The following is a 20498-nucleotide window of genomic DNA, read 5'->3' as shown; positions in this document are numbered from 1 at the left end:
CTCCGTGCAGGCATGAAAAAGCCCCTTGCGGGGCTTTTTTGCATTCTGGGGGCTTATTTCTTCAGTTTCGACAGGGCAGCCGCGAAGGCGTTGCCCATGGCACCCTCGGTCGGAGCGCTCTGACGGGGCGCCTGTTTCGGTCGGGCGTTGCCGGTGTGACGCGGCTCGGCCGGTTTGCGTGCAGGCTGGCCGGCTTTTTCATCCAGACGCATGGTCAGACTGATGCGTTTGCGCGGTACGTCGACTTCCAGCACCTTGACCCGGACGATGTCACCGGCCTTGACCACCTCGCGGGGATCCTTGACGAAGCGATCGGTGAGGGAAGAAATGTGCACCAGCCCGTCCTGATGGACGCCGATGTCGACGAAGGCGCCGAAGTTGGTGACGTTGGTGACCACCCCCTCCAGCACCATCTCGGGCACCAGATCGCTGATTTTCTCCACCCCTTCCTTGAAGGTGGCGGTCTTGAACTCGGGACGCGGGTCGCGGCCAGGCTTGTCCAGTTCGCCGATGATGTCGGTGACGGTAGGCACCCCGAACTGCTCGTCGGTGTAGTCGGTGGGCTTGAGGGTGCGCAGCAGGCTGCTGTTGCCGAGCAGGCTGTCCACGGTCTGCTCCAGCTTGGCGAGGATCCGCTCCACCACCGGGTAGGATTCCGGGTGCACCGCCGAGCCGTCCAGCGGGTTGCTGCCGCCCCGAATGCGCAGGAAGCCGGCGCACTGCTCGAATGCCTTGGGCCCGAGTCGGCTTACTTTCAGCAGCTGCTGACGATGCTGGAAGGCGCCGTTCTCGTCGCGGTAGGCGACGATGTTCTGGGCCAGGGTCTGGGAGAGGCCGGAAACCCGGTTGAGCAGGGCGACCGAGGCGGTATTCACATCCACCCCCACCGCGTTCACGCAATCCTCGACCACCGCGTCGAGGCGGCGGGCCAGCTGGCTCTGGCCGACATCGTGCTGGTACTGGCCCACACCGATGCTCTTGGGATCGATCTTGACCAGCTCGGCCAGGGGATCCTGCAACCGGCGGGCGATGGAGACGGCGCCGCGAATGGAGACGTCGAGATCCGGGAATTCCTGGGAGGCGAGCTCGGAGGCGGAGTAGACCGATGCCCCCGCTTCACTCACTACTATCTTCTGTGCCTTGGCGGCCGGGTAGCGCTCGAACAGATCGCTCACCAGGCGGTCGGTTTCCCGCGAGGCGGTGCCGTTGCCGATGCTGATGAGCTCGACCTTGTGCTTCTGGCACAGCTCGCTCAGGGTCTTGAGACTCTGGTCAACCTGGCGCTTGGGTTCGAACGGATAGATGGTCGCGTGATCGACCAGCTTGCCGGTGGCATCCACCACCGCCACCTTGACCCCGGTGCGGATGCCGGGATCCAGCCCCATGGTGCAGCGCATGCCGGCCGGTGCCGCCATCAGCAGATCCTTGAGGTTCATGGCGAACACCTTGATCGCCTCCTCCTCTGCTGACTCGCGGATGCGGCCGATCAGCTCGGTTTCCATCTGCAGGGAGAGCTTGATCTTCCAGGTCCAGCTCACCACCCCCTGCAGCCACTTGTCGGCCGGGCGACTTTGCAGGTTGAGTCTGAGGTGATGGGCGATGATACCCTCGCAGGGGCTGGTACCCTCATCCTCGCCGGTGACCAGCGCCAGGTTGAGGATCCCCTCGTTGCGGCCGCGCAACATGGCCAGCACCCGGTGGGAGGGGGCCTTGTGCAGGGGTTCGTCGTGTTCGAAGTAGTCCTTGAACTTGGCCCCTTCCTGCTCCTTGCCTGCCACCACGCGGGCACGCAGGGTGGCGTTCTGCCACAGGTAGTCCCGCAGCTTCTCAAGGAGATCGGCCTGCTCGGCGAAACGCTCCATCAGGATGTAGCGGGCACTGTCGAGGGCGGCCTTGCCGTCGGTGATCCCCTGCTCGGCATTGAGGAAGCGAACCGCCTCCTGTTCGGGATCCTTCATGGGGTCACCCAGCAGCAAATCCGCCAGTGGCTCCAGCCCCGCCTCGATGGCCATCTGCCCCTTGGTGCGCCGCTTGGGCTTGTAGGGGAGGTAGAGGTCTTCCAGCCGGGTCTTGCTGTCGGCCTCGTTCAGCTCGCGGGCCAGTTCGGGGGTCAGTTTGCCCTGCTCTTCGATGGAGCGCAGGATCACCTGGCGGCGATCCGCCAGTTCACGCAGGTAGCCGAGGCGGCTCTCCAGGGTACGCAGCTGGCTGTCGTCCAGACCGCCGGTCACCTCTTTGCGGTAACGGGCGATGAAGGGAACGGTCGCGCCTTCGTCCAGCAGGCGAACGGCTGCCTGCACCTGTTCCGGGCGGGCATTCAGCTCACCGGCGATCTGATGTTCTATTACGTGGCTTTGCATCGAGGGTCTCTTGGTCGGGTCCTGTCTAACTGGCCAGCGTGGGGCTATGTCGCCGAGCAGGGGGTCTGTCCTGGCGATACTTTAGATACCTGCCAGGCCACTGCCGCGCGGGCCGGTTGGCGCCGCAAGGCGCCGGGTGTGAGCACTATATGGGGTCGGGCAGCGGGATGCCACCCCGGTAGAAATGACGTTTCTCATACCCGGTGGGCGGACATGCTCGGTCTCTCCTGGCCTTGTCAGCCGATTTGGCAGTCAGGGTCGGCCTGGCTTATTTGGGATAGCTGATCTCATTGACGTACCAGCAGGCGTCACCCACTGGCGTTTGCACCAAGGCTTCATCGCCCACCTCTTTCTTGAGCAGGGCACGGGCCATGGGGGAGTCGATGGAGATGTAATCCTTGCGGCCGAAGATCTCGTCATAGCCGACGATGCGAAAGCGCTTGGTCTCACCCTCGTCGTTTTCTACCTCGACCCAGGCGCCGAAGAAGACCTTGCCCTCCTGGGAGGGGGAGTAGTCGACTATGGTCAGCTCTTCCAGGCACTTGCGCAGGTAGCGAACCCGGCGGTCGATCTCCCGCAGGCGTTTCTTGTTGTACTGGTAATCGGCATTCTCGCTGCGATCACCCAGGCTCGCCGCCCAGGCCACTTTTTTGGTGACATCGGGCCTCTCCTCCCGCCAGAGCATGTCGTGCTCCTGCCGGAGCCTGGTGTAGCCTTCACGGGTAATGAGTTTGGTTTTCATGGGGTTATCACTCCCTCGCCAATTGCATCCGGTTGCTCGGGATCTTAGTCATTGTCGCCGCGCTGTCGAGCAAAAAGCAGAGCTGGCCATCCATCCCTCCCGGCTCCGGGGCCGAATGAGGGCAATAACCGGTAACATATTTATGCTTTGTGGTTGCAGGGGGCGGCTCTAGTATGAGGGGAGACAGAAAAGAGAGGTGGCAATGAGTCAGCAATACAAGGTCCTGGTGGTGGACGACGATCTAAAACTGCGTTCCTTGCTGGAGCGCTACCTCACCGAGCAGGGGTTTGTAGTGCGAGGTGTCGCCAACGGGGAGCAGGCCGATCGCCTGCTGACGCGTGAAAACTTCAGCCTGATGGTGCTTGATCTGATGCTGCCGGGGGAAGACGGCCTCTCCATCTGCCGCCGCCTGCGCGAGGCCGGCAACCAGATCCCTGTCTTGATGCTCACCGCCAAGGGGGACGAAGTGGATCGCATCGTCGGCCTGGAGATGGGGGCCGACGATTATCTGCCCAAGCCGTTCAACCCCCGTGAGCTGCTGGCCCGGATCCGCGCCGTGCTGCGCCGCCATACCGTGGAGCTGCCCGGCGCCCCTTCCGCGGCGGAGAAGATGGTAAGTTTCGGGGCCTACCAACTCAATCTGGCGACCCGTGAACTGAGCCGTGATGGCGAACCGGTTTCCCTGACCAGCGGGGAGTTCGCCGTGCTCAAGGTGCTGGTGAGTCATCCTCGCGAACCGCTCTCCCGTGACAAGCTGATGAACCTGGCCCGTGGTCGCGAGTACACGGCCACCGAGCGCAGCATTGATGTGCAGGTCTCCCGCCTGCGCCGCCTGCTGGAACAGGACCCGGCCCAGCCCCGCTATCTGCAGACTGTCTGGGGTCTGGGGTATGTGTTCGTACCGGACGGTGAGAACGCATGAAGAAAGTGGGCAGCATGTTCTCCCGCATGCTCTGGTTTCTGGCTGCCGTGCTGGTGGTCTATCAAGTCGTCTCCTACGTTACCTTCTACAACTACCTGCTGGCGCCGACCGTCAAGCAGATCAGCCACTTGCTGGCAAACCAGGTCAAACTCATCTTCCCGGTGGACAACAACCAGCTGGCGCTCAGTGAAGATGCCGAGGCGCTGGTCTATGTGACCACTGGCAGCGACATCTATACCCAGAGCGAGGCGGAGCAGCACGGGCTGAATGATTCCAAGCCCTACCCCTATCTGGAGCAGAGCATCAGCCGCGAATTGAAAGGGGATACCAGGGTCAGAGTTGAAATCCAGGATCACTATATCATCTGGATCCAGCCTCCCCAGGCCAGCCAGATGTGGGTGCGCATTCCCCTGACTGAAATTGAAGATGACGACATCGAACCGCTCATCCTCTATATGAGCGTCTTGCTGGTGGTGACCCTGTTTGCAGCCTGGCGTTTTGCCCGTCAGCTGGTGCGACCGCTGGAGGATCTGGAAGCGGGGGCCGTGGCGGTGGCGCGCGGCAACTTTCCCGATGCCCTGGGGGAGCAGGGCTCGCGGGAGGTGCGCCGCCTGACCCGCACCTTCAACCACATGTCGAGCTCCATCAAGGGGCTGATCGAGGAGCGCAACCTGATGATGGCCGGGGTATCCCACGATTTGCGCACCCCTCTCACCCGTATTCGTCTCGCAACCGAGATGATGTCCTCGGGGGATGAGTACCTCAAGGAGAGCATCAATGCGGATATCGATGAGTCGAACGGCATCATTGATCAGTTCATCGATTACATTCGCCCGAACGAGGGGCTCGATGCCCGGCCCGTCGACCTGACCCAGCTCATTCACGATGCGTTGCTGATGCAGACCGATCAGGGACTGGAAGTGGAGCTGCTCCTGCCGGAGGAGGCGGTGCGTGTGGCCTGCCATCCCATCAGCATTCGCCGTATCCTCAACAATCTGTCGGGCAACTCCCTGCGCTATGGCGCGACCCGGTTGCAGGCCGAGCTCAGGGATGATGGCCACTGGGTGCGGCTGCGACTCTCCGACAATGGCCCGGGGATCGCAGAAGAGGACTACTCCCGGGTGCTCAAGCCCTTCACCCAGGGCAATGTGGCGCGCACCGGTGGCGGGAGTGGGCTGGGGCTGGCCATCGTTGCCAAGATAGTCTCCCAGCATCACGGCACCATCAGGCTGGGGCGCTCCGAACTGGGGGGCTTGCAGGTGGAGATCCGGCTACCCAAGAACCAGCCGCTGGAGTGGATGGATTGAAAGCAGGGCGTATCGAGGGATACGCCCTTTGTCTGTCAGGGGTGGGGGTCGCTCACCTTGCGGTAGCGCTTGCCATATTTGAGTTGCTGGATAAGCAGGGCGGCGACGATGAGAACCAGCCCGATGGGGGTTGCCGGGTGAATGGTTTCGCCGATCAACAGGTTGAGCAGCACCAGAGAGGCAAACGGCGAGATGAAGATAAGGTTGCTGATGGGGGCCGTGTTGGTGGCGTGGCGCAGGGCCATCAGCCAGAGCACGAAACCGAAACCCATCTCGAACAGCCCCACATAGATGGCGCCAGCCCATCCCTGCCAGGCGGTCATGGCAAAGTCCGAGAGCAACCAGGTCGCCACGATGATGAAGGGCAGGCTGATGAGGAAGCCGAGCAGCAGGCTGACGACGGGGTCCCCCTGATTGCGGGTGTTGAGGATCCAGTAACCGGCCCAGATCAGGGTCGACACCAGCGCCAGCGTGACGCCGAGGGGGCTGTCGAACTGCAGACCGAGCACGTCCCCCCTGGTGGCGATCACCAGGGCGCCGAAATAGCCGAGCACGATGGCGACGCCATCGCGGCGGCGCAGCTTTTGACCGAGGAAGGGAACGGCCAGCAGGCTGAGGGTGATGGCCCAGGTGTAGTTGAGAGTCTGCGCCTGCTGGGCGGGCAGCAGATCATATGCCTTGAACAGCAGCAGGTAATAGAGAAAGGGGTTCAGGACCCCGAGAGCGAGGTAGTAGAGGGGGCGACGCTTGATGTAGTCGAGCAGTAGTGGCAGTTTGCCCTGACAGGCCACGATGCACCCCAGGGTCAGGGTCGAGGTGCAGGCCGCGACCAGCAGCAGCTGTACCGGTTCAAAGTAGGCGAGGGAGATCTTGAAGGCGCTGGCCACCGTGGACCAGAGGGCGACGGCACAGAGCCCGTACTGGTAGGCTTTCTTCTGATTCTTGAGCATGGGATGGGTTCCGCAGACAGGGGCGAGGGCGCAGTCTATCAGCCTGTTTGCAACATTGTCGTTACCCCTGCCAGGCAAGGGCTTGCCCAGCCGTTGGCGAGATCCATCTGTCACATAAAATTGCGCACAATCTGTCCGCCTTCACTTGCGTGAGTGGAAAAAATCCGTATAATCCCCTCCGCTTGCCCATGAGGCAGCCAGACGATATGTCTGCTTGCTGAGCTTCCCGTTTACGAGTTGCCAGCCATACAGTCCTCCCGATATGGGAGGAAACGTGAAAAATCACACCTCTGGCGGGAGTAGTCCCGGTCGGGCGGTGTTGATTTATGTTCTTTTATCTATTGGAGCTCTGTCAATGCAGAACCAAAGAATCCGTATCCGCCTGAAGGCTTTTGATCATCGCCTGATCGATCAATCCACTGCGGAAATCGTTGAAACTGCTAAGCGCACTGGCGCGCAGGTTCGCGGTCCTATCCCGCTGCCGACTCGCAAAGAGCGTTTCACCGTTCTGATCTCCCCGCACGTCAACAAAGACGCGCGTGATCAGTACGAGATCCGCACTCACAAGCGTCTGGTAGACATCGTTGAGCCGACTGACAAGACCGTAGACGCTCTGATGCGTCTGGATCTGGCAGCTGGTGTAGACGTCCAGATCAGCCTGGGTTAATTACGGAAAGAGGTTGATAACAATGACAATCGGTCTTGTAGGTCGCAAAGTGGGTATGACTCGCATCTTCACTGAAGATGGCGTTTCTATCCCGGTGACTGTTATCGAAGTTGAAGCTAACCGTGTAACTCAGGTCAAATCTGTAGAAACCGACGGCTACAACGCTATTCAGGTTACCACTGGCGCCAAGAAAGCCAGCCGCGTAACCAAGCCGGAAGCTGGCCACTTCGCCAAAGCTGGTGTAGAAGCCGGTCGCGGTCTGTGGGAATTCCGCCTGAACAACGGTGAAACTTTCACTGTTGGTAGCGAGCTGAAAGTAGATCTTCTCGCTGACGTTAAGCTGGTAGACGTTACCGGCACATCCAAGGGTAAAGGTTTTGCCGGTACTGTTAAGCGCTGGAACTTCCGTACCCAGGATATGACCCACGGTAACTCCCTGTCCCACCGTGTACCTGGCTCCATCGGTCAAAACCAGACCCCGGGCCGTGTATTCAAGGGCAAGAAGATGGCTGGTCACATGGGTGCTGAGCGTGTAACGACTCAGAACCTGGAACTGGTTCGTGTTGACGCTGAACGCAACCTGCTGCTCATCAAAGGCGCAGTACCGGGTGCAACCAACGGCAACGTGATCGTCAAACCTGCCGTCAAAGCGTAACGTCTGAGGAGATAGTAATGGAATTGGTAATGAAAGACGCCAAGAGCGCTCTTGAAGTTTCCGAGACTACCTTCGGGCGCGAATTCAACGAAGCTCTGGTTCACCAGGTTGTCGTTGCATATGCCGCTGGTGCCCGTCAGGGTACTCGTGCGCAGCTGACTCGCTCTGAAGTGTCTGGTGGCGGCAAAAAGCCGTGGCGTCAGAAGGGTACTGGTCGTGCCCGTGCTGGCTCCATCCGTTCGCCCATCTGGCGTTCCGGTGGTGTGACCTTTGCTGCTAAGCCGCAAGATCACAGCCAGAAAGTAAACAAGAAGATGTACCGCGGCGCTATCCGTAGCATCCTGTCCGAGCTGGTACGTCAAGAGCGCCTGATCGTTGTTGAGAAGTTCGGCATCGAAGCGCCGAAGACCAAAGAACTGATCGCCAAGCTGAAAGAAATGGAACTGACTGACGTTCTGATCGTGACTGCTGAAGTCGATGAGAACCTGTTCCTGGCTGCTCGTAACCTGTACAAAGTTGACGTGCGTGACGTTGCCGGTATCGACCCGGTCAGCCTGATCGCTTTCGACAAGGTTCTGATGACTGCTGACGCAGTTAAGCAAATCGAGGAGATGCTGGCATGATCCGTGAAGAGCGTCTGCTGAAAGTTCTGAAGGCTCCGCACATCTCTGAAAAGAGCACCATGGTCGCAGAAAAGCAGAACACTATCGTGTTCAAAGTTGCTGTTGATGCCACCAAGGCGGAAGTCAAAGCTGCAGTTGCGAAACTGTTCGAGGTCGAAGTTGAGACCGTCCGTACCCTGAACATGAAGGGTAAGACCAAGCGCGCAGGTGCACGCGTAGGCCGTCGTTCCGATTGGAAAAAGGCTTATGTGACCCTGAAAGCTGGTCAGGACATCGACTTCATGGGCGCAGCCGAGTAAGAGGAGTTCTGAAAAATGGCAATCGTTAAGTGCAAGCCTACTTCTCCGGGCCGCCGCCACGTCGTCAAGATCGTCAACCAAGAGCTGTACAAGGGCAAGCCCTTCGCCGCTCTGCTGGACAGCAAAAGCAAGTCCGGTGGCCGTAACAACAACGGTCGTATCACCACTCGTCATATCGGTGGTGGTCACAAGCAACACTACCGTCTGATCGACTTCAAGCGCGATAAAGACGGCATTCCGGCCAAAGTTGAGCGTCTGGAATACGATCCTAACCGTACCGCAAACATCGCCCTGGTGCTGTATGCAGACGGTGAGCGTCGTTACATCCTGGCTCCGAAAGGCCTGAAAGCTGGTGATGCAATCGCCTCTGGTGCTGATGCTGCCATCAAGGTAGGTAACACCCTGCCGATGCGCAACATCCCGGTCGGTTCTACCGTTCACGCCGTTGAGATGAAGCCTGGTAAAGGTGCCCAGCTGGCTCGTTCCGCTGGTACTTTCATCCAGATCCTGGCTCGTGAAGGTAACTATGTAACTCTGCGTCTGCGTTCCGGCGAAGTACGTAAAGTTCTGGCCGAGTGCCGCGCTACCATCGGTGAAGTGGGTAACTCCGAGCACATGCTGCGTCAACTGGGTAAAGCCGGTGCTAACCGCTGGCGTGGTATTCGTCCGACCGTTCGCGGTATGGCGATGAACCCGGTTGATCACCCGCACGGTGGTGGTGAGGGTCGTAACAAGGGCATGCAGCCTGTGTCCCCATGGGGCCAGAAGGCTAAGGGCTTCAAGACCCGTAAGAACAAGCGTACCGACAAGTACATCGTACGTCGTCGTAACAAGTAATTGTTAACATAGAGGAATCACCATGCCACGTTCTCTCAAGAAGGGTCCATTTATCGACCTGCACTTGCTGAAGAAGGTAGAGAAAGCGGTGGAAAGCGGGGATAAAAAGCCGGTTAAGACCTGGTCCCGTCGTTCAATGATCATCCCGAACATGATCGGTTTGACCATCGCTGTCCATAATGGTCGTCAGCACGTTCCGGTTTTCGTTACCGAAGAAATGATCGGTCACAAACTGGGTGAATTCGCACCGACTCGTACTTATCGCGGCCATGCTGCTGATAAGAAGGCTAAGAAGCGCTAAGGGATAAATGATGGAAGCTATCGCTAAACACCGTTATGCCCGTACTTCTGCCCAGAAAGCTCGTCTGGTAGCCGATCAAGTACGTGGTCTGTCCGTAGACAAGGCTCTGAACATCCTGACCTTCAGCCCGAAAAAGGCTGCTGTTCTGGTGAAGAAAGTGCTGGAATCTGCCATTGCCAACGCTGAGCACAACGAAGGTGCCGATATCGACACCCTGCGTGTTGCCACCATCATGGTAGACGAAGGTCCCTCCATGAAGCGCATCCGCCCGCGTGCCAAAGGTCGCGCGGATCGTATCCTCAAGCGTACCGCTCACATCACTGTAGTGGTATCCGACGCTAAGGCTGGGAGATAAGCAATGGGTCAGAAAGTACATCCTAATGGCATTCGCCTGGGTATTACCAAGCCTTGGAATTCTACCTGGTTCGCGAACACCAAAGACTTCGCTGACAACCTGTACAGCGATTTCCAAGTACGCCAGTTCCTGACCAAGGAGCTGAAAAACGCTTCCTTGTCCAAGATCACTATCGAGCGTCCGGCCAAGAGCATCCGTGTGACCATTCACACCGCTCGTCCGGGTGTCGTGATCGGCAAGAAAGGCGAAGACGTTGAAAAACTGCGCAAAGCTGTAGCCGCGATCGCTGGCGTGCCTGCTCAGATCAACATTTCCGAAGTCCGCAAGCCGGAGCTGGATGGCAAACTGGTTGCCGACAGCATCACTTCCCAGCTGGAGCGTCGCGTAATGTTCCGTCGTGCTATGAAGCGCGCCGTACAGAACGCCATGCGCCTGGGTGCCAAGGGCATCAAAGTGGAAGTTTCCGGTCGTCTGGGCGGCGCTGAAATCGCGCGTACCGAATGGTACCGTGAAGGTCGTGTGCCCCTGCACACCCTGCGCGCCGACATCGACTACGCAACTTCTGAAGCCCACACCACTTACGGTGTGATCGGCGTTAAAGTTTGGATCTTCAAGGGCGAAGTTCTGGGCGGTCTGGCTGCAGTCAATGCTGCCGCTGCTCAAGAGCAGGCTCCTGCGAAGCCCAAGCGTGACAACAAGCGCCGCGCTGCCAAGTAAGGAGATTCGGTAAATGTTGCAACCTAAGCGTACTAAATTCCGCAAGACCCACAAGGGTCGTAACCGCGGTCTGGCCAATGCCGGTAACGAAGTATCCTTCGGTACCTTTGGCCTGAAGGCGACATCTCGTGGTCAACTGACTGCTCGTCAAATCGAAGCAGCCCGTCGTGCCATGACCCGTCACGTTAAGCGTCAAGGCAAGATCTGGATCCGTGTGTTCCCGGACAAGCCCATCACCGAAAAGCCCCTCGAAGTTCGTATGGGTAAAGGTAAGGGTAACGTGGAATACTGGGTTTGCCCGATCCAGCCTGGCAAGGTTCTGTACGAGATGGATGGTGTACCTGAGGCTCTGGCGCGTGAAGCGTTTGCCCTGGCCGCAGCTAAGCTGTCTGTTCAGACCACTTTCGTAATTAAGACGGTGATGTGATGAAAGCCCAAGATCTGCGTCAAAAGAGCGTCGAAGAACTGAACCAGGAGCTGCTGGGTCTGCTGCGTGAGCAATTCAACATGCGCATGCAAGCTTCCACCGGCCAGCTGGCTCAGACTCACACTCTGAAACAAGTGCGTCGTGACGTCGCACGTATCAAGACTGTACTGACTGAGAAGGCAGGTGCGTAATGACTGACAAGATCCGTACTCTGCAAGGTCGTGTAATCAGCGACAAGATGGACAAGTCCATCACCGTCGCTATCGAGCGCAAGGTAAAGCACCCGATCTACGGTAAGATCATCAAGCGTACTACCAAGCTGCACGTGCATGACGAGAACAACGAGTGCAAGGCTGGCGATCTCGTGGAAATCCGCGAGTGCCGCCCGCTGTCCAAGACCAAGTCCTGGACCCTGGTTGCTGTCGTAGAAAAGGCCTAATTCGGTACTTTTTAGCCCAAACGGCCCCCCATCGGGGCCGTTTGTTTTTTAGGCTACCTTTTCAAAAATAGCTGTGTTATAGTTTCGCGCCTTTTGAAGGCAGCCAGATCCCATCAGGGATAAGAAGTAAACAAAGCGGAGCACTAAGATGATCCAGATGCAAAGTATGCTGGGTGTTGCCGACAACTCCGGCGCTCGCAGTGTAATGTGTATTAAGGTTCTGGGTGGTTCGCACCGCCGTTATGCCGGCATCGGCGACATCATCAAGGTTTCCATCAAGGAAGCCATTCCTCGCGGTAAAGTGAAGAAAGGTGATGTGTATAACGCGGTGGTCGTACGCACCCGTAAAGGCGTTCGTCGTCCGGACGGCTCTGTCATCCGTTTCGACAACAATGCGGCTGTGTTGCTTAACAACAACCAACAGCCAATCGGTACTCGTATTTTTGGCCCGGTGACCCGTGAACTCCGTAACGAGAAGTTCATGAAGATTGTGTCCCTGGCACCCGAAGTACTGTAAGGAGTCGAACGATGGCAGCTAAAATCCGTCGCGAAGACGAAGTAATTGTTCTTACCGGCAAAGACAAGGGCAAGCGTGGCAAAGTCACTCAAGTCCTGATTGCAAAAGGTAAGGTAATCGTGGAAGGCATCAACCAGGTGAAGAAACACCAAAAGCCGGTACCCGCACTGGGTCAGGCTGGCGGCATCGTCACCAAAGAAGCCCCCATCGATGTATCTAACGTCGCGCTGTTCAACTCTGCCACTGGCAAGGCTGACCGCGTTGGTTTCCGGATTGAAGACGGCAAGAAAGTCCGTTTCTTCAAATCCACCGGCGAACTTGTGAAGTAATTGGAGTTTAACGATGGCGAAACTGCATGATTACTACAAATCCGATGTAGTAAATGAACTGTCCAAGCAGTTCGGTTACAAGACTATCATGCAAGTCCCTCGGATCGAGAAAATCACCCTGAACATGGGTGTTGGTGAAGCGATCTCTGACAAGAAATTGCTGGAAAATGCTGCTGCCGATATGGCTGCCATTTCCGGTCAGAAGCCGCTGATCACCAAAGCACGCAAATCTGTTGCGGGCTTCAAGATTCGTGAAGGCTACCCGATAGGTTGTAAAGTAACCCTGCGTGGCGAGCGTATGTGGGAGTTCCTGGAACGGCTGATTTGCATCTCCGTACCGCGTATCCGTGACTTCCGTGGTCTGAACGCCAAGGCGTTCGATGGCCGTGGTAACTACTCCATGGGCGTGCGTGAGCAAATCATCTTCCCGGAAATCGACTATGACAAGGTCGATCGCGTCCGTGGTCTGGATATCACCATCACCACTTCCGCGAATACCGACGAAGAAGGCCGTGCTCTGCTGGCTGCCTTTAACTTCCCATTCCGCAAGTAAGGTTAGGGTTATGGCTAAAACATCCATGAAAGCACGTGAAGCAAAGCGTGCGAAGCTGGCAGCCAAGTTCGCGACCAAGCGTACCGAGCTGAAAGCTATCATCGTTGATATGAACGCTTCTGAAGAAGCGCGTTGGGATGCTGTCTTGCAACTGCAACAGCTGCCCCGTGATTCCAGTCCGTCCCGCCAGCGTAACCGTTGCAACATCACTGGTCGTCCGCACGGTTTCCTGCGGAAGTTTGGCCTCTCTCGCATCAAGGTGCGTGAGCATGCCATGAAGGGCGAAATTCCGGGCCTCAAAAAGGCCTCTTGGTAAGAATCTCGGGAGTTAGACTATGAGCATGCAAGATCCGATCGCGGATATGCTGACCCGCATCCGTAACGGTCAGGCGGCGAGCAAAGTTGCGGTTTCCATGCCTTCTTCCAAGCTGAAAGTGGCTATCGCCAAAGTGCTGAAAGAAGAAGGTTACATCGCTGGCTACAACGTAGCTGGTGACGTGAAACCGGAACTGGAAATCGAACTGAAGTATTTCCAGGGCAAGCCGGTTGTAGAACTGATCCAACGCGTGAGCCGTCCCGGCCTGCGTATTTACAAGCGCACTACTGATCTGCCGAAAGTCATGGGCGGTCTCGGTGTTGCTATCGTGTCCACGTCTAAAGGTGTGATGACCGACCGTGCTGCCCGCAAGGCAAGCATGGGTGGTGAGATCATCTGCTACGTCGCTTAATAGGAGGTCGGAAATGTCTCGCGTTGCTAAGGCACCCGTCACTATTCCTGCTGGCGTAGAGGTGACTCTGAACGGCCAAGAACTGTCCATCAAAGGTGGCAAGGGTTCCCTGGTTCGTTCCATCCACGCCGGTGTAGAAGTGACCAAAGAAGACAATGTACTGAAGTTCGCCCCGCGCGATGGCATCGCTGGTGCTGACGCTCAGGCCGGTACTGCCCGTGCATTGGTCAACAACATGGTAGTCGGTGTTACCCAAGGCTTCGAGCGCAAGCTGCAGCTGGTTGGTGTAGGTTACAAAGCCTCCATCAAGGGCAATGCTGTTGCGCTGGCACTGGGCTTCTCTCACCCGGTAGAGCATGCGCTGCCGGCTGGTGTCACCGCTGAATGTCCGTCCGCCACCGAGATCGTTCTGCGTGGTGTGGACAAGCAGCTGGTTGGCCAAGTCGCCGCCGATATCCGTGCTTACCGCGCTCCGGAGCCCTACAAGGGCAAGGGTGTACGCTATGCCAACGAGCAAGTGCGTACTAAAGAAGCTAAGAAGAAGTAAGGTAACACTATGGACAAGAAAGCAGCTCGTCTCCGTCGTGCTACTCGTGCTCGGAAAAAGATGCAGGAACTGGGAGCTACCCGTCTGGTTGTTCACCGTACCCCGCGTCATATCTATGCGCAGGTTATTGCAGCCAACGGTTCCGAAGTTCTGGCCTCTGCTTCCACAGTAGAGAAAGCCATCAGTGAAGCTCTGAAATACACCGGTAACGCAGATGCTGCTACCGCTGTAGGTAAGGCTATCGCTGAGCGTGCTATTGCCAAAGGCGTTCAGAACGTATCTTTCGATCGTTCCGGTTTCAAGTATCACGGTCGTGTAGCCGCTCTGGCTGCCGCTGCTCGTGACGCTGGTCTTCAGTTCTAAGCTAGGAGTCGAAGATGGCTAAAGTCGAATCTCAAGCCGGCGAACTGCAAGAAAAGCTCATTGCAGTAAACCGTGTTTCGAAAACTGTTAAAGGTGGTCGTATCATGTCCTTCACCGCGTTGACCGTGGTGGGTGATGGTAACGGCCGTGTAGGTTACGGTTACGGTAAGGCCCGTGAAGTTCCGGCCGCCATTCAAAAGGCGATGGAACAGGCTAAGCGTAACCTGAACAAGGTTGAGCTGAACAACGGCACCCTGCACCACCCGGTGCGTGGCGTTCACTCTGGTTCCACCGTGTTCATGAAGCCGGCCTCCCAAGGTACTGGTATCATTGCAGGCGGCGCCATGCGTGCCGTACTGGAAGTTGCTGGTATCCACAACGTGCTGGCCAAGACCTACGGTTCCACCAACCCAATCAACGTTGTTCGCGCAACTGTCGACGCTCTGGTTCACGGTCAATCACCGGAACAGATCGCGGCCAAGCGTGGTCTACGCGTTGAAGAAATTCTGGGGTAATGCGACATGGCTAACACTGTAAAAGTAACTCAAACTCGCAGCTCTATCGGCCGTCTGCCAAAGCACAAGGCGACTCTGCGTGGTCTGGGTCTGCGTCGCATTGGTCACACCGTTGAGCTGGAAGATACTCCCTGCGTACGCGGCATGATCAACCAGGTTTATTACATGGTTAAGGTGGAGGGCTAAGCATGCGTCTGAATACTCTGTCTCCGGCCGCTGGCTCCAAGCGCGTCAAGCACCGTCCGGGCCGTGGTATCGGTTCTGGTCTGGGCAAGACCGGTGGTCGTGGTGTTAAAGGTCAGACCTCTCGTTCCGGTGGCGGCAAGGTCCGCAACGGTTTCGAAGGCGGCCAGATGCCTTTGAAAATCCGTCTGCCGAAGTTCGGTTTCTTCTCTCGCAAATCTTTGGTTTCTGCCGAAGTGCGCCTGAACGAAATCGCCCTGGTAGAAGGTGATGTGGTCGACGTGAGCACTCTGAAGCAAGCCGGTGTTATTACCAAAAACATCGTGTTCGCTAAAGTTGTTCTGTCTGGCAACATTGACCGTGCTGTGACCGTTCGTGGTCTGTCCGTCACCAAGGGTGCACGTGCAGCCATCGAGGCCGCTGGCGGTAAAATCGAGGAATAATCAGTACAATGGCTAAGAAACCAGGATTGGATGTTAAAGCACAAGGTGGTCTGAGCGAACTGAAGAGCCGTCTGCTCTTCGTTCTCGGGGCAATTATCGTGTTCCGTGCAGGCTCTTATGTGCCGATCCCTGGTATTGACGCCGCCGTACTGGCCGAGTTGTTCCAACAACAGAAGGGCACCATCATTGAGATGTTCAACATGTTCAGTGGTGGTGCACTCTCGCGTGCTTCTATTCTTGCACTGGGGATCATGCCGTACATTTCGGCGTCGATTATTATCCAGCTGCTGACTGTGGTTCACCCTGCTCTTGCTGAACTCAAGAAAGAAGGTGAATCCGGCCGTCGCAAGATTAGCCAATATACCCGTTGGGGCACGCTGGTTTTGGGAACGTTCCAGGCCATTGGTATTGCAACAGGTCTGCCGAATATGATGCAAGGACTCGTGACTCATCCGGGTTTGGGCTTCTATTTCACAGCCGTTGTGAGTCTGGTCACCGGTACCATGTTCTTGATGTGGTTGGGTGAACAGATTACCGAGCGTGGGATTGGTAATGGTATCTCGTTGATTATCTTCACAGGTATCGTCGCCGGTCTGCCTCATGCCATTGGCGCTACGGCCGAACAGGCACGTCAAGGGGAATTGCACATCCTGCTGTTGTTGTTGCTGGGCTTGATTGTTTTCGCTGTGACTTACTTTGTGGTGTTCGTGGAGCGTGGTCAGCGTCGTATCGTCGTTAACTATGCCAAGCGTCAACAAGGCCGCCAGGTATTCGCTGCGCAAAGCACACACCTGCCGTTGAAAGTGAATATGGCCGGTGTGATTCCTGCGATTTTCGCATCCAGCATCATCCTCTTCCCGGGTACCATTACCTCCTGGTTTGGTCAGGGCGAGGGCAAGATCGCTGACATTCTGCAACAGGTCTCTATGGTCCTGCAGCCGGGTCAGCCCTTGTACGAGATGCTCTATGCAGCAGCCATTATCTTCTTCTGCTTCTTCTATACCGCGCTGGTGTTCAACCCCCGCGAGACAGCAGATAACCTGAAGAAGAGTGGAGCCTTTATCCCGGGGATCCGCCCGGGCGAGCAGACAGCACGTTACATCGATAAGGTTATGACTCGCCTGACATTGGCAGGTGCGCTCTATATTACCTTTATCTGTCTGGTACCCCAGTTCCTGATGACTGCCTGGAACGTACAGTTCTACTTCGGTGGCACCTCGCTGCTGATTATCGTGGTAGTTATCATGGACTTCATGGCTCAGGTTCAGACCCATATGATGTCTCATCAATATGGCGACGTCCTGAGGAAGGCCAACCTGAAGGGCTACGGCCGCTAAAGGTCGGCGTAGTTACGGAGTTAAGCAATGAAAGTTCGTGCTTCCGTTAAGGCAATCTGCCGTAACTGCAAAATCATCAAGCGTCACGGTGTGGTGCGTGTGATTTGCAGCGAGCCAAAGCATAAACAGCGCCAAGGCTAATTTTTTACGGTTAGTACTTGCAACAAATAGTTGTGCTGGCTAATATAGCCAGCCAACTTTTGTTGTGTATTGGTTGACCGCCACGTATCCGCTCACGGGCTTTGTGGTGGTCGTTATCTACTATATGTAGGAGTGAATAGTGGCCCGTATCGCTGGCATTAACATTCCTGACCATAAACATGCAGTCATTGCGTTGACTGCTATTTATGGCGTCGGTCGTACCCGCTCCAAGGCCATCTGTGCCGCAGCCGGTATCGCTGAGAATGTGAAAATTAAAGACCTGGACGAAGCTCAGATCGAGAGTCTGCGTGAACAAGTAGGTAAATTCACCGTCGAAGGTGACCTGCGTCGTCAGATTTCCATGAACATCAAGCGATTGATGGATCTGGGTTGCTACCGTGGTTTGCGTCACCGTCGTAGCCTGCCTGTTCGTGGTCAACGTACCAAGACCAACGCTCGTACCCGTAAGGGTCCGCGCAAGGCTATCAAGAAGTAACGGGAAGGTAGAAAATGGCTAAAACTCCGACTCGTGCTCGCAAGCGCGTTAAAAAGCAAGTGAGCGACGGTATTGCGCACGTTCATGCATCTTTCAACAACACAATCGTGACCATTACTGACCGTCAGGGCAATGCTCTGTCTTGGGCTACCTCTGGTGGTTCCGGTTTCCGTGGTTCCCGTAAGTCCACTCCGTTTGCTGCCCAGGTAGCTGCTGAGCGTGCTGGTGAGATCGCCAAAGAATACGGCGTGAAGAACCTGGAAGTCATGGTCAAAGGTCCGGGTCCCGGTCGTGAGTCTTCCATCCGCGCTCTGAACGCGGCTGGTTTCCGCATCACTAACATTACTGATGTGACTCCGATCCCGCACAACGGTTGTCGTCCTCCCAAGAAGCGCCGCGTGTAACGCTGTAGCTACTTGGTCTAGGATTGTTGGAGAAAGAAGATGGCAAGATATATCGGTCCTAAGCTTAAGCTTAGCCGTCGTGAGGGCACCGACCTCTTCCTGAAGTCTGGTGTTCGTGCGATTGATTCTAAGTGCAAGATTGACACCGTTCCTGGTCAACACGGTGCGCGTAAAGCGCGTCTGTCCGACTACGGTGTGCAACTGCGCGAGAAACAAAAAGTACGTCGTATCTACGGCGTATTGGAAAAACAGTTCCGCAACTACTACCGCGACGCTGCCCGTCAAAAGGGTAACACCGGTGAAAACCTGTTGCAGCTGCTGGAAGGTCGTCTGGACAACGTCGTCTACCGCATGGGCTTCGGCGCCACTCGTGCTGAATCTCGTCAGCTGGTGAGCCACAAAGCCATCATGGTAAACGGCCGCGTTGTGAATGTTCCTTCTTTCCAGGTATCCCCTGAGGACGTGATCTGCGTTCGCGAGAAGGCTAAGAAGCAAGCGCGTATCAAAGCTTCCCTGGAAGTTGCTGGTCAGCGCGAGAAGCCGACTTGGGTAGAGGTTGACGCTGCTAAGATGGAAGGTGCCTTCAAGCGCCTGCCGGAGCGTTCCGACCTGTCTGCCGACATTAACGAACAGCTGATCGTCGAGCTTTACTCCAAGTAAAGCTAGCTTCTAAAGAGAGGACACAATGCTGGGTTCTGTAACAGATTTTCTTAAACCGCGGCTAGTTGACATCGAGCAAGTTAGCCCGACTCACGCGAAAGTGACTCTCGAGCCGCTTGAGCGTGGCTTTGGCCACACGCTGGGCAATGCCCTGCGTCGTATTTTGCTGTCATCTATGCCCGGTTGTGCGGTTACTGAAGTCGAGATCGACGGAGTACTGCACGAGTACAGCAGCAAAGAAGGTGTACAGGAAGACATTCTTGAAATCCTGCTCAACCTGAAAGGTATCGCTGTGAAGCTGGAAGGCAAGGACGAGGTAACTCTGTCCCTGACCAAGTCTGGAACAGGCCCCGTTACCGCTGGTGATATCACTCACGGTGATGAAGTCGAGATCGTAAACCCGGAGCACGTAATCTGCCACCTGACTGGTGCAAATGCTGAGATCAGCATGCGCCTGAAAGTTCAGCGCGGTCGTGGTTATGTGCCTGCTTCTGCTCGTGTTCACAACGATGATGAAGAGCGTCCTATCGGTCGCCTGCTGCTGGACTCCGCGTTCAGCCCCATCGTTCGCATCGCCTACAATGTCGAGGCGGCACGTGTGGAACAGCGCACCGACTTGGACAAGCTGGTTATCGACATGGAGACCAATGGTACTCTGGATCCGGAAGAAGCCATCCGTCGTTCCGCCACTATTCTGGCAGAGCAACTGGAAGCTTTCGTGGATCTGCGCGATGTCAGCGTGCCCGAGAAGAAAGAAGAGAAACCCGAGTTTGATCCGATTCTGCTGCGTCCTGTCGATGATTTGGAGCTGACAGTTCGTTCAGCGAACTGTCTGAAGGCAGAAGCTATCCACTATATTGGTGATCTGGTACAGCGTACCGAAGTTGAGTTGCTTAAGACTCCTAACCTCGGTAAGAAGTCCCTGACTGAGATCAAGGACGTGTTGGCCTCCCGTGGTCTGTCTCTTGGCATGCGCCTTGAGAACTGGCCGCCCGCCAGCATCGCTGACGAGTAATCCAGATTACGGGTTTCACAGATTTAGTTAGAAGGATAAGGTCATGCGCCATCGTTTGAGTGGTCGTCAACTGAATCGGAACAGCAGCCATCGTCAGGCTATGTTCCGCAACATGGCCAGCTCCCTGGTTCGTCATGAGATCATCAAGACGACTCTGCCTAAGGCAAAAGAGCTGCGTCGTGTAGTTGAACCGCTGATCACCCTTGCCAAGACTGATAGCGTTGCTAATCGTCGCCTGGCATTTGCCCGTACTCGCGATAACGCGATCGTGGCTAAGCTGTTCAATGAACTGGGCCCGCGCTACCTGGAGCGCGCCGGCGGTTATACTCGCATTCTGAAATGCGGTTTCCGTGCTGGTGACAACGCTCCTATGGCTTACATTGAGCTGGTAGACCGCCCGGCCGCTGCTGAAGCAGCTGCTGAGTGATAAAAGAAAAAGCCGGGCTTGTCCCGGCTTTTCTTTTGGTGGATTCTGATACTGCCTCTACTGCCTCTACTGCCTCTACTGCCTCTACTGCCTCTACTGCCTCTACTGCCTCTACTGCCTCTACTGCCTCTACTGCCTCTACTGCCTCTACTGCCTCTACTGCCTCTACTGCCTCTACTGCCTCTACTGCCTCTACTGCCTCTACTGCCTCTACTGCCTCTACTGCCTCTACTGCCTCT

General features: G+C 56.4%; 34 protein-coding genes. 30 read left to right on the top strand and 4 right to left on the bottom strand.

The annotated features are described in order from the left end of the window. Window positions 1-53: 53 nt before the first annotated feature. Window positions 54-2360, bottom strand: a complete 2307-nt coding sequence (locus C3418_RS06350; RefSeq protein ID WP_103858162.1) for a Tex family protein — start codon at window positions 2358-2360, stop codon at window positions 54-56. A gap of 268 nt (window positions 2361-2628) precedes the next feature. Then, window positions 2629-3102, bottom strand: coding sequence for a transcription elongation factor GreB (gene greB, locus C3418_RS06345; RefSeq protein ID WP_045522388.1), 474 nt, complete (start codon window positions 3100-3102; stop codon window positions 2629-2631). 202 nt (window positions 3103-3304) lie between these two features. Here greB and ompR point away from each other — a divergent pair, with 202 nt between their 5' ends. Continuing rightward, window positions 3305-4024 carry a two-component system response regulator OmpR gene (gene ompR / locus C3418_RS06340; protein ID WP_103858161.1) on the top strand — a complete coding sequence of 240 codons (720 nt, stop codon included), beginning with the start codon at window positions 3305-3307 and terminating at the stop codon, window positions 4022-4024. Continuing rightward, complete coding sequence (envZ, locus tag C3418_RS06335; RefSeq protein WP_010672557.1) at window positions 4021-5331, top strand: two-component system sensor histidine kinase EnvZ; 1311 nt, start codon at window positions 4021-4023, stop codon at window positions 5329-5331. The genes ompR and envZ overlap by 4 nt, the downstream gene beginning before the upstream one ends. 35 nt (window positions 5332-5366) lie before the next feature. Here the strand turns inward: envZ and C3418_RS06330 are convergent, their stop codons facing one another. Continuing rightward, window positions 5367-6281, bottom strand: coding sequence for a DMT family transporter (locus C3418_RS06330; protein WP_103858160.1), 915 nt, complete (start codon window positions 6279-6281; stop codon window positions 5367-5369). A 355-nt stretch (window positions 6282-6636) separates the two neighbouring features. On the opposite strand from C3418_RS06330, the gene rpsJ reads away from it, so the two are divergent. The 28 genes from rpsJ (at window position 6637) to rplQ (ending at window position 20259) form a co-directional block, all read left to right on the top strand. After that, window positions 6637-6948 carry a 30S ribosomal protein S10 gene (gene rpsJ, locus C3418_RS06325; RefSeq protein WP_005307944.1) on the top strand — a complete coding sequence of 104 codons (312 nt, stop codon included), beginning with the start codon at window positions 6637-6639 and terminating at the stop codon, window positions 6946-6948. A gap of 22 nt (window positions 6949-6970) precedes the next feature. Beyond that, the gene (gene rplC / locus C3418_RS06320) at window positions 6971-7603 is read left to right on the top strand and encodes a 50S ribosomal protein L3 (protein ID WP_010672559.1); all 633 of its coding nucleotides are present in this window, start codon (window positions 6971-6973) and stop codon (window positions 7601-7603) included. 17 nt (window positions 7604-7620) lie between these two features. Beyond that, window positions 7621-8226, top strand: a complete 606-nt coding sequence (gene rplD, locus C3418_RS06315; RefSeq protein WP_005340616.1) for a 50S ribosomal protein L4 — start codon at window positions 7621-7623, stop codon at window positions 8224-8226. Then, on the top strand, window positions 8223-8525 hold the full coding sequence (rplW, locus tag C3418_RS06310; RefSeq protein WP_005307955.1) for a 50S ribosomal protein L23: 303 nt from the start codon (window positions 8223-8225) through the stop codon (window positions 8523-8525). The genes rplD and rplW overlap by 4 nt, the downstream gene beginning before the upstream one ends. A 15-nt stretch (window positions 8526-8540) precedes the next feature. Beyond that, entirely contained in the window at window positions 8541-9362 is an 822-nt protein-coding gene (rplB, locus tag C3418_RS06305; RefSeq protein WP_010672560.1) for a 50S ribosomal protein L2, read from the top strand. A 22-nt stretch (window positions 9363-9384) separates the two neighbouring features. Next, on the top strand, window positions 9385-9663 hold the full coding sequence (gene rpsS, locus C3418_RS06300) for a 30S ribosomal protein S19 (protein WP_005307960.1): 279 nt from the start codon (window positions 9385-9387) through the stop codon (window positions 9661-9663). Window positions 9664-9673: 10 nt separating this feature from the next. Further along, a complete protein-coding gene (rplV, locus tag C3418_RS06295) occupies window positions 9674-10018 on the top strand; it encodes a 50S ribosomal protein L22 (protein ID WP_010672561.1) in 345 nt (114 codons plus the stop codon). A 3-nt stretch (window positions 10019-10021) separates the two neighbouring features. After that, complete coding sequence (gene rpsC / locus C3418_RS06290) at window positions 10022-10735, top strand: 30S ribosomal protein S3 (RefSeq protein ID WP_005331168.1); 714 nt, start codon at window positions 10022-10024, stop codon at window positions 10733-10735. Between the two features lie 13 nt (window positions 10736-10748). Next, the gene (gene rplP / locus C3418_RS06285) at window positions 10749-11162 is read left to right on the top strand and encodes a 50S ribosomal protein L16 (RefSeq protein ID WP_010672562.1); all 414 of its coding nucleotides are present in this window, start codon (window positions 10749-10751) and stop codon (window positions 11160-11162) included. After that, window positions 11162-11353 (top strand): 50S ribosomal protein L29, encoded by a 192-nt coding sequence (gene rpmC / locus C3418_RS06280; RefSeq protein WP_005307965.1) that lies wholly within the window; start codon window positions 11162-11164, stop codon window positions 11351-11353. The genes rplP and rpmC overlap by 1 nt, the downstream gene beginning before the upstream one ends. Next, window positions 11353-11601, top strand: a complete 249-nt coding sequence (gene rpsQ, locus C3418_RS06275) for a 30S ribosomal protein S17 (RefSeq protein WP_005307966.1) — start codon at window positions 11353-11355, stop codon at window positions 11599-11601. The genes rpmC and rpsQ overlap by 1 nt, the downstream gene beginning before the upstream one ends. A gap of 148 nt (window positions 11602-11749) precedes the next feature. Then, the gene (gene rplN, locus C3418_RS06270; RefSeq protein WP_005307975.1) at window positions 11750-12118 is read left to right on the top strand and encodes a 50S ribosomal protein L14; all 369 of its coding nucleotides are present in this window, start codon (window positions 11750-11752) and stop codon (window positions 12116-12118) included. Window positions 12119-12129: 11 nt separating this feature from the next. Continuing rightward, window positions 12130-12447 carry a 50S ribosomal protein L24 gene (rplX, locus tag C3418_RS06265; protein WP_005307977.1) on the top strand — a complete coding sequence of 106 codons (318 nt, stop codon included), beginning with the start codon at window positions 12130-12132 and terminating at the stop codon, window positions 12445-12447. A gap of 13 nt (window positions 12448-12460) precedes the next feature. Continuing rightward, on the top strand, window positions 12461-13000 hold the full coding sequence (gene rplE / locus C3418_RS06260; RefSeq protein ID WP_005331162.1) for a 50S ribosomal protein L5: 540 nt from the start codon (window positions 12461-12463) through the stop codon (window positions 12998-13000). A 10-nt stretch (window positions 13001-13010) separates the two neighbouring features. After that, a complete protein-coding gene (gene rpsN, locus C3418_RS06255; RefSeq protein WP_005331161.1) occupies window positions 13011-13316 on the top strand; it encodes a 30S ribosomal protein S14 in 306 nt (101 codons plus the stop codon). A 19-nt stretch (window positions 13317-13335) separates the two neighbouring features. Beyond that, window positions 13336-13728, top strand: coding sequence for a 30S ribosomal protein S8 (rpsH, locus tag C3418_RS06250; RefSeq protein WP_010672564.1), 393 nt, complete (start codon window positions 13336-13338; stop codon window positions 13726-13728). Between the two features lie 13 nt (window positions 13729-13741). Further along, on the top strand, window positions 13742-14275 hold the full coding sequence (rplF, locus tag C3418_RS06245; RefSeq protein ID WP_010672565.1) for a 50S ribosomal protein L6: 534 nt from the start codon (window positions 13742-13744) through the stop codon (window positions 14273-14275). Window positions 14276-14284: 9 nt separating this feature from the next. Next, entirely contained in the window at window positions 14285-14638 is a 354-nt protein-coding gene (gene rplR / locus C3418_RS06240) for a 50S ribosomal protein L18 (RefSeq protein ID WP_010672566.1), read from the top strand. 14 nt (window positions 14639-14652) lie between these two features. Further along, the gene (rpsE, locus tag C3418_RS06235) at window positions 14653-15153 is read left to right on the top strand and encodes a 30S ribosomal protein S5 (protein ID WP_005340605.1); all 501 of its coding nucleotides are present in this window, start codon (window positions 14653-14655) and stop codon (window positions 15151-15153) included. Window positions 15154-15159: 6 nt separating this feature from the next. Continuing rightward, entirely contained in the window at window positions 15160-15339 is a 180-nt protein-coding gene (gene rpmD / locus C3418_RS06230; RefSeq protein WP_005307985.1) for a 50S ribosomal protein L30, read from the top strand. 2 nt (window positions 15340-15341) lie between these two features. Next, window positions 15342-15779 carry a 50S ribosomal protein L15 gene (gene rplO, locus C3418_RS06225; protein WP_005307987.1) on the top strand — a complete coding sequence of 146 codons (438 nt, stop codon included), beginning with the start codon at window positions 15342-15344 and terminating at the stop codon, window positions 15777-15779. 8 nt (window positions 15780-15787) lie between these two features. Next, window positions 15788-17116: a preprotein translocase subunit SecY gene (gene secY, locus C3418_RS06220; RefSeq protein ID WP_010672567.1), complete on the top strand. Its 1329-nt coding sequence runs from the start codon at window positions 15788-15790 to the stop codon at window positions 17114-17116. 27 nt (window positions 17117-17143) lie between these two features. After that, window positions 17144-17257, top strand: coding sequence for a 50S ribosomal protein L36 (rpmJ, locus tag C3418_RS06215; RefSeq protein WP_005319705.1), 114 nt, complete (start codon window positions 17144-17146; stop codon window positions 17255-17257). 139 nt (window positions 17258-17396) lie between these two features. Continuing rightward, window positions 17397-17753, top strand: a complete 357-nt coding sequence (gene rpsM / locus C3418_RS06210) for a 30S ribosomal protein S13 (protein ID WP_005307991.1) — start codon at window positions 17397-17399, stop codon at window positions 17751-17753. 14 nt (window positions 17754-17767) lie between these two features. Further along, window positions 17768-18157, top strand: a complete 390-nt coding sequence (rpsK, locus tag C3418_RS06205) for a 30S ribosomal protein S11 (RefSeq protein ID WP_005319702.1) — start codon at window positions 17768-17770, stop codon at window positions 18155-18157. Window positions 18158-18196: 39 nt separating this feature from the next. Continuing rightward, window positions 18197-18817 (top strand): 30S ribosomal protein S4, encoded by a 621-nt coding sequence (gene rpsD, locus C3418_RS06200; RefSeq protein ID WP_010672568.1) that lies wholly within the window; start codon window positions 18197-18199, stop codon window positions 18815-18817. A 25-nt stretch (window positions 18818-18842) separates the two neighbouring features. After that, window positions 18843-19832: a DNA-directed RNA polymerase subunit alpha gene (locus C3418_RS06195; protein ID WP_005307997.1), complete on the top strand. Its 990-nt coding sequence runs from the start codon at window positions 18843-18845 to the stop codon at window positions 19830-19832. Between the two features lie 43 nt (window positions 19833-19875). Continuing rightward, window positions 19876-20259, top strand: a complete 384-nt coding sequence (rplQ, locus tag C3418_RS06190) for a 50S ribosomal protein L17 (RefSeq protein WP_005307999.1) — start codon at window positions 19876-19878, stop codon at window positions 20257-20259. Here rplQ and C3418_RS06185 read toward each other — a convergent pair. Next, the coding region (locus C3418_RS06185) for a hypothetical protein (protein WP_219812685.1) at window positions 20201-20498 on the bottom strand (298 nt) is incomplete at its 5' end. The two genes, rplQ and C3418_RS06185, sit on opposite strands and share 59 nt — an antisense overlap.

It is taken from the genome of Aeromonas sp. ASNIH8, assembly GCF_002919855.1.
Classification (GTDB): Bacteria; Pseudomonadota; Gammaproteobacteria; order Enterobacterales; family Aeromonadaceae; genus Aeromonas; species Aeromonas caviae.
The sequence above is the reverse complement of the archived record's forward strand: the minus strand, read 5'-3'. Positions and strand labels throughout refer to the sequence as shown.

What these genes read in the sequence shown, in the direction of transcription:
- rpsC (WP_005331168.1), top strand. Translation starts at nt 10,022, where the DNA reads ATGGGTCAGAAAGTACATCCTAATGGCATTCGCCTGGGTATTACCAAG.
- rplE (WP_005331162.1), top strand. Translation starts at nt 12,461, where the DNA reads ATGGCGAAACTGCATGATTACTACAAATCCGATGTAGTAAATGAACTG.
- rplF (WP_010672565.1), top strand. Translation starts at nt 13,742, where the DNA reads ATGTCTCGCGTTGCTAAGGCACCCGTCACTATTCCTGCTGGCGTAGAG.
- rpmD (WP_005307985.1), top strand. Translation starts at nt 15,160, where the DNA reads ATGGCTAACACTGTAAAAGTAACTCAAACTCGCAGCTCTATCGGCCGT.
- rpmJ (WP_005319705.1), top strand. Translation starts at nt 17,144, where the DNA reads ATGAAAGTTCGTGCTTCCGTTAAGGCAATCTGCCGTAACTGCAAAATC.
- envZ (WP_010672557.1), top strand. Translation starts at nt 4,021, where the DNA reads ATGAAGAAAGTGGGCAGCATGTTCTCCCGCATGCTCTGGTTTCTGGCT.
- rplQ (WP_005307999.1), top strand. Translation starts at nt 19,876, where the DNA reads ATGCGCCATCGTTTGAGTGGTCGTCAACTGAATCGGAACAGCAGCCAT.
- rpmC (WP_005307965.1), top strand. Translation starts at nt 11,162, where the DNA reads ATGAAAGCCCAAGATCTGCGTCAAAAGAGCGTCGAAGAACTGAACCAG.
- rplC (WP_010672559.1), top strand. Translation starts at nt 6,971, where the DNA reads ATGACAATCGGTCTTGTAGGTCGCAAAGTGGGTATGACTCGCATCTTC.
- rpsK (WP_005319702.1), top strand. Translation starts at nt 17,768, where the DNA reads ATGGCTAAAACTCCGACTCGTGCTCGCAAGCGCGTTAAAAAGCAAGTG.
- rplO (WP_005307987.1), top strand. Translation starts at nt 15,342, where the DNA reads ATGCGTCTGAATACTCTGTCTCCGGCCGCTGGCTCCAAGCGCGTCAAG.
- rplW (WP_005307955.1), top strand. Translation starts at nt 8,223, where the DNA reads ATGATCCGTGAAGAGCGTCTGCTGAAAGTTCTGAAGGCTCCGCACATC.
- C3418_RS06350 (WP_103858162.1), bottom strand. Translation starts at nt 2,360, where the DNA reads ATGCAAAGCCACGTAATAGAACATCAGATCGCCGGTGAGCTGAATGCC.
- rpsQ (WP_005307966.1), top strand. Translation starts at nt 11,353, where the DNA reads ATGACTGACAAGATCCGTACTCTGCAAGGTCGTGTAATCAGCGACAAG.
- rpsE (WP_005340605.1), top strand. Translation starts at nt 14,653, where the DNA reads ATGGCTAAAGTCGAATCTCAAGCCGGCGAACTGCAAGAAAAGCTCATT.
- rplR (WP_010672566.1), top strand. Translation starts at nt 14,285, where the DNA reads ATGGACAAGAAAGCAGCTCGTCTCCGTCGTGCTACTCGTGCTCGGAAA.
- ompR (WP_103858161.1), top strand. Translation starts at nt 3,305, where the DNA reads ATGAGTCAGCAATACAAGGTCCTGGTGGTGGACGACGATCTAAAACTG.
- C3418_RS06330 (WP_103858160.1), bottom strand. Translation starts at nt 6,281, where the DNA reads ATGCTCAAGAATCAGAAGAAAGCCTACCAGTACGGGCTCTGTGCCGTC.
- rplX (WP_005307977.1), top strand. Translation starts at nt 12,130, where the DNA reads ATGGCAGCTAAAATCCGTCGCGAAGACGAAGTAATTGTTCTTACCGGC.
- rpsS (WP_005307960.1), top strand. Translation starts at nt 9,385, where the DNA reads ATGCCACGTTCTCTCAAGAAGGGTCCATTTATCGACCTGCACTTGCTG.
- rpsJ (WP_005307944.1), top strand. Translation starts at nt 6,637, where the DNA reads ATGCAGAACCAAAGAATCCGTATCCGCCTGAAGGCTTTTGATCATCGC.
- greB (WP_045522388.1), bottom strand. Translation starts at nt 3,102, where the DNA reads ATGAAAACCAAACTCATTACCCGTGAAGGCTACACCAGGCTCCGGCAG.
- rpsH (WP_010672564.1), top strand. Translation starts at nt 13,336, where the DNA reads ATGAGCATGCAAGATCCGATCGCGGATATGCTGACCCGCATCCGTAAC.
- secY (WP_010672567.1), top strand. Translation starts at nt 15,788, where the DNA reads ATGGCTAAGAAACCAGGATTGGATGTTAAAGCACAAGGTGGTCTGAGC.
- rpsN (WP_005331161.1), top strand. Translation starts at nt 13,011, where the DNA reads ATGGCTAAAACATCCATGAAAGCACGTGAAGCAAAGCGTGCGAAGCTG.
- rplV (WP_010672561.1), top strand. Translation starts at nt 9,674, where the DNA reads ATGGAAGCTATCGCTAAACACCGTTATGCCCGTACTTCTGCCCAGAAA.
- rplB (WP_010672560.1), top strand. Translation starts at nt 8,541, where the DNA reads ATGGCAATCGTTAAGTGCAAGCCTACTTCTCCGGGCCGCCGCCACGTC.
- C3418_RS06195 (WP_005307997.1), top strand. Translation starts at nt 18,843, where the DNA reads ATGCTGGGTTCTGTAACAGATTTTCTTAAACCGCGGCTAGTTGACATC.
- rplP (WP_010672562.1), top strand. Translation starts at nt 10,749, where the DNA reads ATGTTGCAACCTAAGCGTACTAAATTCCGCAAGACCCACAAGGGTCGT.
- rplN (WP_005307975.1), top strand. Translation starts at nt 11,750, where the DNA reads ATGATCCAGATGCAAAGTATGCTGGGTGTTGCCGACAACTCCGGCGCT.
- rpsD (WP_010672568.1), top strand. Translation starts at nt 18,197, where the DNA reads ATGGCAAGATATATCGGTCCTAAGCTTAAGCTTAGCCGTCGTGAGGGC.
- rplD (WP_005340616.1), top strand. Translation starts at nt 7,621, where the DNA reads ATGGAATTGGTAATGAAAGACGCCAAGAGCGCTCTTGAAGTTTCCGAG.